Consider the following 13,999-nt stretch of genomic DNA (forward strand, 5'->3'; position numbering starts at 1 on the left):
GCCATCGCTACCACCCACACGGGCTCGAGCACGTTCTGAACGGCGCCAATTAAATTTAAGTGGGGCTCCATGTCTTGACTGGGTGGGGCTGGGTAGCTGGCTGGGCCAGACGCATGCTGCCCCTTTCGCTCTGCCTGGTTTTCTTGCCAAGCATCCAGCGCAATCAAACTTAACCAGAGCGATCAACATTCAGTTGCAATATTGCCAACTTCAGGTGCTTGAGCTGCCAAACGCCATCCGCTAGCGTAGGGAATATGGATTGTTTATACATCACCATGGAGGTGACATCATCGTGAATCATAGCCAGGATCCTGCACTCGATGAAGCAAGGAAGATCGTCTTAAGAGTGCTGTCCCAAGAGCTTTGCGCTCCTGTCGTGACCTCATTCTTTGACCAAGCAACGTTCACCATTACCCATGTAGTGAGAGACCCATCCAGCGATAGCTGCGCAATCATTGACAGTGTTCTTGACTTCGATCATGTCAGTGGACGGGCGAATGAGCGGTCCGTCAATGCCGTGATTGACTTTGTTCATCAGAACGACCTCAAGGTTGAGTGGCTGCTGGAAACCCACGTTCATGCCGACCACCTCTCTGCGGCGCCGGTGCTCCAGAAGCGCTTGGGTGGCCAACTTGCAATCGGTGCGCACGTCACCGAAATCCAGAAATTCTTAGGGAAAATCTTCAATGATCCAGCGCAGGGCAACGAGCCGGACGAGGCGTTCGATCGGCTGTTTCAGGACGGAGACGTCTTTCAGATCGGCACCCTCAAGGCTTGTGCCCTTCACGTTCCTGGCCACACCCCCGCCTGCGTGGCCTATGTGATCGGCGATGCGGTCTTCCCCGGTGATACATTGTTCATGCCTGACTATGGGACGGCGCGGTGCGATTTTCCGGGCGGAGACAGCACTGCGTTGTATCGATCCATTCGCCGACTACTGACCCTCCCGGCGCAGGCTAGAATATTTCTCTGTCATGACTACATGGCGCCCGGACGTGAAGAATACCGCTGGGAAACCACTGTCGGGGCGCAATGCACACAGAATGTCCATGTGCACACCGGTGTCAGCGAGGCGGAGTTTGTCACCCTGCGTGATAGCCGTGATGCAACCCTTGCCATGCCCAAACTGATGCTGCCCGCCATCCAGGTGAACCTGCAGGCGGGGCATTTGCCGGCTGCGCAAGCGAATGGCGTTCGCTACCTGAAGCTACCCATCAATCAGTTTTGATTCCGGCGGGCCAACCTCGATGGGGCTGGCTACGGACGAGTCTTGCCAGGACCCCCCCCCATGCACAGCATACGTCTAGACAATGACCTCTTCGTCTCCTCCCAACTGCACGTAGAGGATCTGCCGGCGCTTTACCAACAGGGTGTGAGAAGCCTGGTCTGCAATCGTCCCGATGGCGAGGAGCCTGACCAGCCTAAAGCGGCGCAGATCGCCGCAGCGGCAGCGGCGCTCAATATGGGATTTGCCTATATTCCGGTTGGTCGCGAGATTGATGACGTTAGCATTACTGCATTTACCAAGGCACTGGACACCTTAGCGGGTCCACAATTGGCGTATTGCCGCACAGGCCATAGATCGACATCGCTGTGGGCATTATCGCTCGCGGGCACGCGTTCGCCCGATGACATCCTGTCCGATGCCGCCAAAGCTGGTTTTGACGTCTCTCAATTACGGCCGCGCCTGGAAGGGAAAAGGCCTCTCACACAAGCGTTGCAAGTGCAGTGCTACGACGTGGTGATTATCGGTGCGGGTGCCGGCGGCCTTGCTGCCTGCACGAGCCTTCTGAGGCGTCGAGAAGGCCTGAAGATATGCATCGTAGACCCCGCCACATCGCACTATTACCAACCGGGCTGGACAATGGTAGGCGCTGGGGTATTCAAACCGGAGTTTACCCGGCGCCCGATGGCCTCGCTTATTCCAGACAAGGTGATTTGGGAAAAAGCCTCAGCCGCAGCGTTTGAGCCTGAACGCAATCTGGTAACGCTCAATAGCGGTCGTCAACTGACCTACCGGGCCCTCGTCATCGCCCCTGGCATCAAACTTGATTGGGATGCTATTCCCGGTTTGGCTGAGACGCTCGGCCAAAACGGCGTGACCTCCAATTACCGATTCGACCTCGCCCCTTACACATGGGAGCTGGTTCAAACGCTGCGCCGTGGGCACGCGTTATTTACCCAGCCGCCCATGCCCATCAAGTGCGCAGGCGCTCCGCAAAAAGCCATGTACCTCTGCGCCGACCATTGGCGTCGTCAAGGGGCGCTCAGCGCGATCGGGATTGAGTTTCACACCTCTGCTCCAGCTCTGTTTGGCGTTCCCGAGTACGTGCCAGCACTGATGGAGTACGTCGAACGCTATCGTGCTCAGCTCAATTTCGGATCGACCCTCGTGGCCGTTAATGGGCCCGAACGTGTTGCCACCTTCAGCCGAACCGATGCCAATGGACAGACGGTTGAGCATGCTCAGCACTTTGACATGCTGCACGTCTGCCCACCGCAAAAGGCGCCTGATTTCATCCACAACAGTACGCTGGCAAACGAATCAGGCTGGGTAGAGGTTGACCAGGAGACGCTTTGCCATAAGCGCTATGCCAATATTTTTGCCATCGGTGACGTCAGCTCCACCCCCAATGCCAAGACAGCTGCCGCTGCACGCAAGCAAGCCCCCGTCGTGGCAGAGAACACGCTCGCCTGCCTGGATGGTCATCCGTTGCAGGCTGTTTACGATGGGTACGGCTCGTGTCCTCTGACGGTTGAACGCGGCAAAATTGTGTTGGCCGAATTTGGCTATGGCGGAACAATTCTGCCAACCTTTCCGAGGTGGTTGCTGGATGGTCGCAGGCCTTCCCGACTGGCGTGGCATCTCAAGTCCGAGGCGTTGCCACGCATCTATTGGGACGCCATGCTGAAGGGGCACGAGTGGCTCTGTGCACCCGGGCGGCGTAATCCCCAAGTGTAAGGTGGCTCATCAGTTGGCAATCTCTTGGAGATTCGTTCGCATCCGGCCGGCTTCAGGGCATCGACCTTGGAACACCACTCGCTGAAGCGTCGCTGTCTCTACCGACACCGACCAATCACTTCGCATATTTCTGGCCAGCCAAGGCGGTGGCCGTAAGGGCGACCCGTCGCGCTTCATCGAAGAAGCGGTGCGGGCACATATCCTGGAACTGAACGCCGAACAGGCCAAGGCCACTAACGCCCCCCTGAGTGAAGACAAAGCTGACCGACGCAGTTGATGATCCGGATGACTCCTTTTGGCTGGCCATGCACGGACTACCTGATAACCGATGACCGCCGCGCAGGCCTCTTACAACGCGGGCATATCGAGCGCACGCGGATAGTCACACGCTGTCACCCCAAACAACAAAGTGGCCCCGTCCATCTGTTGAAAGGCCGGTCCAGGCCGAGCAGTCGGCGGCACTGCGTCCCGCTCGTGCTTAACCTGGTACTCACCATGCAACTGGCCGGTATGCTGCTTGAGGAGCTCGGACGTGGAGATCGTCATAAAAAAACCTCGACCGTGCAAAGCGACTGAGCGAGAACGGCCTGGGCCAGTTGATGGCCCTGATCGAGCGCTGGCTGCCGGGTGCTGAGCCCACGGCGGACAACCTGGGCACGGCCAAGTGGCTGACAGATGAGCACTGGAGCGCATGGCATCGCGGTGGCCAATGGCATTGCCATGGCACTGAAAGGCGAAAAAAACCCGATGTGCACCGGGTTAAATCGTGGTTTCTGCCTTAAGGAACAATACGCACTAGATGAATCAGCGATGGGGCATGCTTTTCACCATGCATAGGACATGGACTGAGCCGTCTAGTGCGCCCTTAGATCGTTCCTCCCACCCCCGCACCGACCAGTCAGCGCACGGGGATGGTGGGTGAATTGTACACATCCGCTGCAGGGGTTTGCCTGGCTGATTCGTCACAAAATATTCCTCAGGATCAATCACCGCATGAGCACTCCGCCGCCCGCAAACTTGACTTTGTGCTGCGCTTGGTTGACCGAGTCAATCAACCATTGGTCAACCACAGCTTCAACCAGGTGAGCCAACAGGGTCAGCAACGCATCAAACAAATGGGCGTCGGCCTGGCGGGGCTGAACGGCATGGGCTTGGCCCTGCAGCAAATCCCCGGGCTCCGCCCTCAACCAGAACGCCGCGCTGGCCACCGTTGAACGCCTGGGCGTGGCCGGCGAAGCGCTGGACCTGCTCAACCATAAGTCGTTGCCGTTCAGCATGGATACAAAGTGCGTGGTCATCCTGTCCCGCGCACTTCGATCCCGATGGCAAAGCTGACAATACTGATGACAAAGGGATCTAAAATTAGTCCTCGTCCCCAACTTGGGGAAGGCTCAACGACATCGGCGCAGTCCCTTCCCGAGCATGCCCAGCGTCATCGATCAACGTAAATCGCACCTGGCTGTTGGGGGCCTCGAAACTGTGCACTTGGGGCAAGGCGTAACATCTCTCGCTCAATGGCGGCGTCATCATGTCGTGAGCGGGCGAGACCAGCAATTCCTGGCCGCGTTTAAGCAGGCCCAGCGAGGCAAACGACACGTGATAGGGCGTCGGGTTGCGCACCATCAGGCAGCTGGTGCTGGCTGATTTTTGCAGTCCAAAGCGCAGCGCCGAGCCAAGGTCGTTAACGGTCGTGGCCAACGCTTTCGGCCGGTAGAAGACCTTCATTTGAGTATTCATGGCAACCGCGATTTTAGCGGCCATGCTCGGCGCTTTTGCCCGCGTCGGGGGCACCTCGTACAGATTGAGCCAAAACACCGATTCGCGATCCCCAGGCAATGGATCGCCGTTGAACATCAGCCGCACGCCCTGCAAGGCACCCGGCTGCAAGCGAAACACGGGAGGCAACACAATCATCGGGGTCAGTGTCGACTGCGGTGCCAGTGTTTCTTCGCCACGGTTGACCCAGACTTGCACCAACACGGGATAGGCATTGGTATTGGCCACCATCAGCGTCCGTTCTTTTTGTCCCTCCAGATAAATCACTCGAGTGCTTTGCGCCATGACTCCCGCGTTAGCCTCTTCCAGGGCCGCGCTCGCGCCCCACACGGACACCAGCAGGAAGCCAGTCATCATCCGTCGCAGGCAGGTCATTGCACTTTCACCAACACCACGGCCACGGCCACGGCATCGATTTTTCCCGGTTTCGCCGTCATTCCCGGTAACACCGAGAGAATGGCCGTGATGGACTGGGTGTAAAAATACGTCCCCGATCGGGAGGCGTCATTTGATTGCCCCTCTCCAATGGGGTACCACCCCCCAGCTCCACGGCGGCCCTCCAGACTGACGGGCGCCCCGGTCTGGCCGACAAAATTCATGGGCGTACCGCTCCCATTGTGACGCAAGCGGATGCCGACTCCGGTGGCAATGGCAGGGTCACTGCCGTAGCCGGTGGACACCAGGTAGGTTACGGCGCCATCTGCGGTGACCAACCCCAGCTTGAGGGCTTGCTCATAGGCATTGGGCGACACCTGAATGCCAAACAGGTTCTCGGCGGCGACCGCGTTCTGGGCAACATCATTGCACTCAAGCTCAATGGAGAAATCGCTTTCACTGGTCTGCCCGGCATTGAGTTGATGGTCCGTCACACGCATGAAAGTCACCACCGGTGTCACGGTTCTAACCGTACAGGCGGCGTCGTAGCTGATGGAGGCGGCGTTGCGCAGGCCGAACGCCACACCATTGCGCGCGCCCAGAAAAGCACGATTGGTATTGGCATCGGAGCCGGCCGCGTCGGAGACAATCCCCGGTCCTTTGAATTGAATATAGGCATTGGGCACAGGACAAGTATAACGGGAGGTGCTGTTGGCCTTTCGTTGAGCGAGGCCGGCACAATGATCGCTACTGCTGCCTCCCAACGGGGGAATAGCCGAGACCCGTGCCAGTTCGGCCTGGACCATGCTCAGGTGTTTGGCCTTGATTTGGATTTTCTGCCCCACGACATCATATTGCGTGATCGGACTTTGCTGCCAATAACGGGCAAAGGCCTTGCCTGAATTCAAATGGGTGAGTTTAAGACCGACATAGGCAAAATAGGTCGCAAAATAGCCCGGCAGCCCATCGCTTGTAGAGGCTCCCGCACCGTCGCCAATTTCCCAGTAACCGCCCACCCGTTCTGCCCCGTTGGTGGCGAACAGTTCATAGAGCTGGTCTTTGTCCGCCAGGTCACACTGCCAAAGCACCGAATCGGCACTCATTCCCGGCGCGTTGACGGCACTGACCACGGCACTGGCCAACAACACCCCCACCGGCTGTAGGCGGGTGGACGTCAGGTTGATCTTGCCCGCATTGATCTGTGCCGAACTGCCGTCGTTGGTCTGTAACCCGTTATAGACCTGCTCGCACAGAGCATGCGCCTGTGCGCTCCAGAGCACGCTCAACATCATCAGCAAGGGCACAAGAAGGCTGGGCATCAAGTCATCACTCCTGGGGACGGCATTCTGCATCCAGACGCAGCAACGGCTGTTTGACGTCGAGCCCTTGCAGGTCATAAGCCATGGCACAGCTCTCCTCAGCCCCTTCGCCCCAGCGTAGCGTGAGATGACCGCGCGGTTGCTCGCTACGAACATAGGCCTGGCTGCCCTGGCCCATCATGCCCACCACACGGCCCTGCTCATCGATGACATCGGCGCCCATGAGGACGGGCTGGCCATCCGCCAAATGCACCTTGATCAACAAGGCCGCACCTGTGCGGGTGACAAAATCGATTTTGACCGCGGCGCCGGCAAACGGGGCGATACGCCGTTGGCCGTCTTCCAGTTCAGTGTTCTCATCCATACCTTCAGGACTGATTGCGATGGTGTTGTAGCGATAAGGGGTCAATGAGGGCACCAGCGCAAAACCGCCCCCGTCGATCTGCGCGCCCTGGCCATTGATGACCTTGGCACCGGCAGCGCCGTTGGCGTGTACCAGAGCAAAGGTTTCTCCCAAATAAGGACCAAACGTCACCCCACCGCCGTGTACCGCCAAGGCGCCCCGGGCGTTGGCGGAGGCTTGCCAGTAATCCGGGCCCTTGGATCCACTCAGTCCAACGGCGCCTTTGGGCAAGCGCTTTTGCAGGTTGCCACTGAGGGTGTTTTGCGCTTGCTCGACATCATGCACGACACCGACGCCATAACTTAGGCTTTGATCCTCCCCCGAAACACCCGACAGAGAGCTTTGATACACATCGCCATAGCTGGCACTGTGGCTAAAAGCGCTGTTGAGGATCGGCGCTAGCGGGTTCGAGGGGCTGCCCAGCGGGAGGGAAACGGACAGCAAAAAAACCGTTTCAGTGGTGCCTGGCGTACGTAGGCTATCGCTAAATCCAGTGTCGATGGAATCACTGCTGTGCATAGCGAAAGAACTGTTCGTATCATTGAACTGCGTCGCTCCCGTCGTCTGACGGGCAACCGACAGGTTGAGGCTGACCGAATGGCTGAAGGTCTGACTGTAGCCCGCCTGCAGCTGGGTGTCCCGGCCGTGTCCCCCGCGGTAGTTTTGCATCGAGGCGGACAGGTACACCGAGCCGAAAGCGGCCAGATCCTGATTCACCGAAATGTCCAGGCGTGAGTGCGGCAAGTAGCGCGTCACGGCGGTTCCCGTGTTGATGTAGGCCGATTGGCTCTGCAACACATCCCCAAAATCCCGGTAGCCTGCGTTGAAATAACGATAACCGGCCACGGTCAGGTGCGTATGGGTCGGTTCGAACATACGACTGTAGGACAGTCGCGACATCCAGCCGCTCATGGCCCCCTCCCCCACCACATTCGCTTGCGAATAGGTCGTGTCCAGGCCAAAGGCACCGAGCCAATTGGCATACACGCCACCGACCAGCCAGGCTTGATAGTCTTGGGCCCAGCGTAGGCCGCTATTGACTGTCACTGCATTGTTCAGGCCATGCTGGTAGGTCAATTCAGTGAACGCCGTATCCACGCCCGTGTCCCGCGTGCGCCCCAGCGCATAGCGATAGCGTGAGAGACCGGGGCGTAAGGACTCCGAGACAGCAGAAAACGGCACGATGAACCGACTCTGACGGCCATCGGCTTCCAGGACGGACACTTGCAGATCGCCGTTGTAGTGAGTGGCGTAGAGGTCACTGATTTCAAACGGTCCGGGGGATACGACGGTCTGGTAGATCTCGTTACCGTTCTGCCGGATGCTGACCTGGGCATTGGTTTGCGCAATGCCCCGCACCGTCGGCGCGTAACCGCGGATGGATTCAGGCAGCATTCGATCGTCTGAGCCGATCTCCAGACCGAGATAGCTTACCCCGGAGAAAAATCGTCCCGAGGTGTAACCCTCCCCTACCGTCAACTCACTCTGCAGACTGGGCACCGCCCGTTGCGCATAAAGCCGCGTGCTGCGCCACTCCATGCCTTGGGCATCGTACCGCAGGTTGCCTTGGTGGCGTAATCGCCACAAGCCCATGTTCAACCCACTGCCGAGCATCGCATGCGATAAGTCCGTGCGGCTGGAGTGACTGCCCGTACGCGTCACATGGTAATGGTTGAGGTTATAGGTCATAAACGCCATGGTTGCGCCGCTGTCCAGACGGTCAGGGGGGGACGTAGCCGCGGGGTGTGCGATTGATCAAACTTTGCGGTACGCTCAAGTCCAATCGCAGGGTGCCCAGATCGAAGGTAAAAGAGGCTCCTTTAACCGTCTGCGCCAAGAGCGGACAGTCTTCGCTCGTCCCGGCCTGAATAGCGCTGCGTAACACCCCAGCGTTTTCCAGCAAGGTCGCGGGCAGGCACGGCTGGACCTCCTTGTCGGGCGCGTCAAAAAAGCGGACCTCTGCACGCTGCACAAAATTATTGTTGATATACAACTCGACCGTGTACTGGCCTGGCTCCACGGCACTGGATTTGTTGAAACGCGCCAGGGATCCGACCCCAAATAACAGGTTTTCATCAAACTGATACTCCTCGCTGGAGACTGCTGGGGGCGTGGGAGAGGCTTGCGCCCGGACATCGCAAAGACCCAGTACCGCGAACGCAGACAGACAGGCAATGACAAGACAACGCGGGCAGCAGACACTGGAGCCAGAGGCGTGTGGCTCAAGACCATTACCCATACCGCAACCGCTCTAAACCGTCACTCAAAGGCAAGCTCGCTGACAACATCCGCACCTAAATCGTTGACCAGGGTGAGGTGCAGCCGGCGACTGGAGGGGATGGGCTGAGTTGGCGAAGGAATAGGCCAGGAATCGGTGCTTTTCGGCGAAAGCATGACACTGGACACCAGCGGGATCGTTTGCCCTCCCCCCACCAGACTGGCGTCTCTGATGACCGCGTGAAAACCACTGTTATTTTCAACCTGAATACGTGCACTTGCACCGCTACCTTGAAGCTTGAATTTGAGGGCATTGGCAATCCCATCGGCATTGCCTTTAAGGCCGGCCGGGCGATAGAACACCTTCACCCGGCTGGTGACCGCCATCAGCAACAGATTGGAAGTCATCTGGCTTGCCTTAAGTGCCGGCATTTGCATGAAATTGAGGTAAAAAACCGACTCCCGATCGGCCGGCAAATTTGAGCCTGTGTACACCAGACGCACCAGTTGCCCGGCGTTCGGGTTCATCCGGAATATCTGCGGGGTCGCAACGAAGGGCGCATCGGCCGTTTCCGGTTTCGATTGTGGATTACCTTTATCCACCCAGATCTGCACCAGGTTCGGGTAGGCATCCTGGCTGTTGAACTGCAGGCTTTTCTCAGAAACCGACGCGGGATAAATGATTCGGGTCCCAACCAACACCACACTGCAAAAAGCCGGTGAGGCAAAGACCATGGCGCAAACAAACAACGCGTAAACGCTCAATCGCATCAGGTAAGTCATAACGGATTCATTCCACCAAACGTCTGAGAGAGCATCAAGCTGCCGACCCCAAACCAGGTCGGCAGTATCGCGTTGATGCCTTACAAGTAGCTGATCGAGTACTGCACGGTGGCGGTCACAGAACCCGCGGTGGCCTTGCCCCCCTCACTTATGTAACGAACAGAAAAGGTGCTGTCGGCAGAGGTACTGTCTTGCTTTAGAACCAGTCCTTCGACAGAAGTAAGCCCGGACAAGCGCACCGGCTCGCCATTAGGGTCCAGCAGTTGCACCGCCACCCCTGATGCGGTGCCGGTATTACCCAGATTGCCGCCCTCCGTCACGTTCGAACCCTGAAAGCGAGTCAGGATGGGCGTATCCTGCTTGGGCGCAGCACAATCACTGAGCATCACACTGAACGTCGTCTCACCTGCGGTAGTGTCCTTCTTGTTGAGGCTTTGTGCGGAGACCGTCGGCAACAACACAACCGTGGCAGAACTGCCGTCGATGGACACTTGGCAGGTTTGCGAGGCCACCTCACCCTTGAAGGTGAGGGTGTTTTGGCTCGCCGCAAAGGTCACCAGGGGAAGTGCAGTCATCGCAATGATTAACGCGGCACGTTTCATTTCAACATCCTCTTGTAATTGAGCATTGGCTTAACCGGTTCAAGTCGGAAATCAGCCAGGCTCTTTGTCGGAATATCAAACTTATTCACCTGTTTTGCGTTCTTTGGCTGGGTGGTATATGCACCTCCTTCGCGTCAGTGATAAAGGCGCAAACTCAGCGCTCTCTGAGCGATTCCTTGAACTTGTTCAACGGCTTGAGCAAATAGTCATACACCGTCTTGGCGCCGGTTTTGATCTCCACACTCGCGACCATGCCCGGCATCACGGGAAACTCACGGCCCGCTTTGTTTTTTATCGAAGTACTGCTGGTACGCACGTATATCCGGTAAAAGTACTGGTCAGGTTGAACCTCATCGCGGATGGTGTCGGGGGAAACGATATCGACCACGCCTTTGATATCCCCATAAATGGAAGAGTCGTAGGCAGTGAGTTTTACATTGGCCGCAAGGCCCGGACGGATATAGGCGATATCCCGAGGATTGATTTTGGTTTCAATCAGGATCTCGCCGCCCAGCGGGATAATCTCGATGAGTTTTTCGCCAGGTTTCAGGACCTCGCCCAGCGTGGTCACGTGAATCTCTTTGATGATTCCATCCACGGGCGACATCAGCACCATTCGATCAAGCTGCTCTTCGCGGCCCGACATGATGGCCTTTTGCGCTTCCATCTCAGCCTTGGCTTTGACCAACGCTTCGTGCGCCTGGACAAAATAGTTGCTGGTCACATCATTGATTTTGCTTTGCAGCTCTGACAGCTGGCGACGCAAGCGTATGGACGTCACTTCACTGGCCGCGCCTTTGCTGATCAAGGGGTCGGTCATGGCCAGTTCCGCGCGGATGAGCGCCATGGTCTTTTTCAGATCGACCACGGTGGCCTCAAACCCTTCTTTGCGCGCGGTATACAGTTCGGTTTCCTGCTTGACCAGCTCCGGATCGGCTTGGACATCGTGACTGAACGTCAGAGGCTTCTTATTGATTTCAGCGTTCAACCGTTCAATCGAGGCCCGCAACGCGACGACACGCACGCTGGCTTCCTTGACGGTAAACTCAAAGTAGTCTGGATCCAGCTCAACCAACACCTGACCTTTTTTAACGAGGTCGCCCTTCTTGACCAGCAATTGCGAAATAATCCCGCCGTCCAGACTTTCAATAATCTGTTCTTGAGCGGCAGGAACAACTTTTCCCGCCCCGACGGTGACCTCATCAAGCAATGCAACATACGACCACGCGCCAAACGCCAATAGCGCCAGGAACGACAACCAGATAATCCAGGACGGTCGAACCGTGTCCGACGCCATCAATTCACTCGCCACTACATTACTCATAACTCACACCTGCCAATTATTGGAGTCACACTATTTAGCCATCTCGGAGGGCGCCACGGGGCTGACCGCGCTCACGGCGTTAGCGGCATATTTGGTGAGAATTTTGTCTCGCGGACCGTCGTCGATAATGCGTCCGTCCTCCACAATGACGATGCGATTGACGATCTTTAAGAGGGCAGAACGATGGGTCACGACCACCAAAGTTCTGCCGGCGACCCACTCATCGATCTTTTTGAGGACCTGTTGCTCCAGGCCTTCATCCATGTTTGAGGTCGGTTCATCCATCAGGACGATTTTGGGGTTGCGCAACAACATGCGGCTGAGCAGCACCATTTGCTTCTGCCCGCCAGACAGCCCCTTGCCGCCTTCATGAACCACTTGATCGAGGATTGAGGCATCCTGCTTGAGCATGGTGAGGGCACCGCTGACCGCCAGGGCATCAAGCATCTCCTGCTCGGTGGCGTGGGGGTGGCCCATCAGCAGGTTTTGTCTGAGCGAGCCGAAAAACAGTCGCGCGTCCTGCCCCAGGTAACCGACCTGCGCACGAACATCCACCGGGTCGATCAGACTCAGGTCCACGCCATCCAGCGTGACCTTGCCCTGGGTGGCCACACCTTGCCCGGCCAGAAGTTTGAGCAAGGTCGATTTACCGGCCCCGACTCGCCCGAGAATGGCGATACGCTCGCCTTGGGCAATATTCAAATGATCGATGGCCAAAACGCTTTTTGATTGCATGTAGTCGTACGCATATTGCACCTGCTTGAGCTGGTAATTGCCCAACAAGTGCGGACAGTGCGCCCGCGAATCTTCAGACGGCACGTCGATCGGCTTTCTTAACAGCTCATCCAACCCGCTCATCGCCACCTTGGCGTGCTGCCAACGGGAAAACACCATGGTCAGTTGCATCAGTGGCGACAGCGTCCTTGAGGACAGCAAACTGCACGCCACCAACGTACCGGTGGTCATCTCGCCCTTTAACACGAAATACACGCCCATCACGAGCATCGCCGAATACGATAATTGCTGTACCAGCCCGCCCCAGCTCGACAACATGGCGCCCCACATGCGCTGCTTGATGCCAATGTCCGCACTGACCTCGTGGTTCTGTTCCCATACTCGTTGAAAGTAGGGTTCAGCCTGCAACGCCTTGATGTCTTCAATACCTTCGATAGTTTCCACCAGCACCGCGCTGCGCAAGGCACTCTCACGCATGCCCTGGCGCGACAACTTGCTCAACGGCCACTGCAGCAATAAGCCAGGAATGACCACCAGCGGAATGGCCACTAACGGAACCCACACCAACGGGCCACCGATCATGGCCATGATGGCAATGAAGATCAGCACAAACGGCATGTCGGCGGCCGCCCCCACGGTACTGGAGGTGATCATTTCGCGGACATGGTCCACTTCGCGAATCTGCGAGATGAAAGAACCGGTCGACTTGGGCCTGGCTTCGTTGCGGATCACCATGGCACGGGCAAACAGAAAACTGGATATTTTCAGATCCGCATGTTTCCCCATCAGATCGGACGCCCGCGTTCTGGCCATGCGGATGAAAAACTCGAAGACCGCCGCGAGCAGCACCCCGATAAACAGCACCCACAGCGTGTTATACGACTCGGCGGGAATCACCCGGTCATAGACTTGCATCGAAAACAGGATACCCGCCAGGGCCAGTACGTTACTCACCAGAGAGGCAAGGGACACTTCGGCAATCTTGTGCCCCATCCCGCGAAAGGCCTGGGCCAGCCAATGCTTTTCATAGGGTTTGACGAACTCATCCACCCGCGCGTCTCGCCCTCGCAGCGCAGGGCTGAGCAGGACCACCATGGCGCGGCTGCGCGCCCAGAATTCGTCGGCCGGTAATTCGTTGACCAGGTCGCTGCCATCGGTCAGCCAAAAGCTCAGCCCGCCGTCGCCGTTGACCGACTCCACGACCGCCAGTTGACCATCGTCTTGCACCACGACAAACGGAACCCGTTGGGGGCTCACATGCACTTTGGTGGGGTTCTTTATTTTCGCCTGCAGATTCATCAACGCTGACAAACGCAGGAGCTTCTGCTCAAACGTTGCACCTTGATGCCAAGTCATTTGCTGGAGCAAATACTGATCGTCCACCGGATGTCCATATGAAGCGGACACCCGGGCAAATGCCGCGATCCATTTCTTGATATCGATACTGCCGCCAATGTCGCTCATATAAATCCTTAACTCTTTTTTATAATCTTTTATAAGTTC

At 57.3% G+C, this 13,999-nt stretch carries 11 protein-coding genes and 3 pseudogenes; 5 read left to right on the top strand and 9 right to left on the bottom strand.

Annotated features, from left to right (window positions below; all coding sequences use genetic code 11):
* Positions 1-349 precede the first annotated feature (349 nt).
* The 5 genes and pseudogenes from ACYZT6_RS25720 to ACYZT6_RS25740 form a co-directional block, all read left to right on the top strand.
* Positions 350-1,228 carry an MBL fold metallo-hydrolase gene (locus tag ACYZT6_RS25720; RefSeq protein WP_462030016.1) on the top strand — a complete coding sequence of 293 codons (879 nt, stop codon included), beginning with the start codon at positions 350-352 and terminating at the stop codon, positions 1,226-1,228.
* 60 nt (positions 1,229-1,288) lie between these two features.
* The gene (locus ACYZT6_RS25725) at positions 1,289-2,962 is read left to right on the top strand and encodes a bifunctional protein tyrosine phosphatase family protein/NAD(P)/FAD-dependent oxidoreductase (protein ID WP_462029143.1); all 1,674 of its coding nucleotides are present in this window, start codon (positions 1,289-1,291) and stop codon (positions 2,960-2,962) included.
* 124 nt (positions 2,963-3,086) lie between these two features.
* Positions 3,087-3,252, top strand: a pseudogene (locus ACYZT6_RS25730) (ribbon-helix-helix domain-containing protein); the annotation flags it as partial.
* Positions 3,238-3,349, top strand: a pseudogene (locus ACYZT6_RS25735) (putative toxin-antitoxin system toxin component, PIN family); the annotation flags it as partial. The pseudogenes ACYZT6_RS25730 and ACYZT6_RS25735, both read left to right, overlap by 15 nt.
* 212 nt (positions 3,350-3,561) lie before the next feature.
* A pseudogene (locus tag ACYZT6_RS25740) lies at positions 3,562-3,697 on the top strand (DUF6890 family protein); the annotation flags it as partial.
* A 251-nt stretch (positions 3,698-3,948) separates the two neighbouring features.
* Here ACYZT6_RS25740 and ACYZT6_RS25745 read toward each other — a convergent pair.
* The 9 genes from ACYZT6_RS25745 to ACYZT6_RS25785 all read right to left on the bottom strand — a co-directional run bounded on the left by ACYZT6_RS25745 (position 3,949) and on the right by ACYZT6_RS25785 (position 13,960).
* A complete protein-coding gene (locus ACYZT6_RS25745; protein ID WP_462029144.1) occupies positions 3,949-4,260 on the bottom strand; it encodes a hypothetical protein in 312 nt (103 codons plus the stop codon).
* Between the two features lie 64 nt (positions 4,261-4,324).
* Positions 4,325-5,113, bottom strand: a complete 789-nt coding sequence (locus ACYZT6_RS25750; RefSeq protein WP_462029145.1) for a fimbrial biogenesis chaperone — start codon at positions 5,111-5,113, stop codon at positions 4,325-4,327.
* A complete protein-coding gene (locus ACYZT6_RS25755; protein ID WP_462029146.1) occupies positions 5,110-6,432 on the bottom strand; it encodes a fimbrial protein in 1,323 nt (440 codons plus the stop codon). The genes ACYZT6_RS25750 and ACYZT6_RS25755 overlap by 4 nt, the downstream gene beginning before the upstream one ends.
* Positions 6,433-6,439: 7 nt before the next feature.
* Positions 6,440-8,533, bottom strand: coding sequence for a fimbria/pilus outer membrane usher protein (locus tag ACYZT6_RS25760; RefSeq protein ID WP_462029147.1), 2,094 nt, complete (start codon positions 8,531-8,533; stop codon positions 6,440-6,442).
* A 22-nt stretch (positions 8,534-8,555) separates the two neighbouring features.
* Entirely contained in the window at positions 8,556-9,074 is a 519-nt protein-coding gene (locus ACYZT6_RS25765) for a FimD/PapC N-terminal domain-containing protein (RefSeq protein ID WP_462029148.1), read from the bottom strand.
* A 20-nt stretch (positions 9,075-9,094) separates the two neighbouring features.
* On the bottom strand, positions 9,095-9,835 hold the full coding sequence (locus ACYZT6_RS25770; protein ID WP_462029149.1) for a fimbrial biogenesis chaperone: 741 nt from the start codon (positions 9,833-9,835) through the stop codon (positions 9,095-9,097).
* A gap of 80 nt (positions 9,836-9,915) precedes the next feature.
* Positions 9,916-10,437, bottom strand: a complete 522-nt coding sequence (locus ACYZT6_RS25775) for a fimbrial protein (RefSeq protein WP_462029150.1) — start codon at positions 10,435-10,437, stop codon at positions 9,916-9,918.
* A 154-nt stretch (positions 10,438-10,591) separates the two neighbouring features.
* On the bottom strand, positions 10,592-11,749 hold the full coding sequence (locus ACYZT6_RS25780) for an HlyD family efflux transporter periplasmic adaptor subunit (protein WP_462029151.1): 1,158 nt from the start codon (positions 11,747-11,749) through the stop codon (positions 10,592-10,594).
* A gap of 42 nt (positions 11,750-11,791) precedes the next feature.
* Positions 11,792-13,960, bottom strand: a complete 2,169-nt coding sequence (locus tag ACYZT6_RS25785) for a type I secretion system permease/ATPase (RefSeq protein ID WP_462029152.1) — start codon at positions 13,958-13,960, stop codon at positions 11,792-11,794.
* Positions 13,961-13,999 lie beyond the last annotated feature (39 nt).

It is taken from the genome of Pseudomonas sp. RT6P73 (assembly GCF_054897715.1).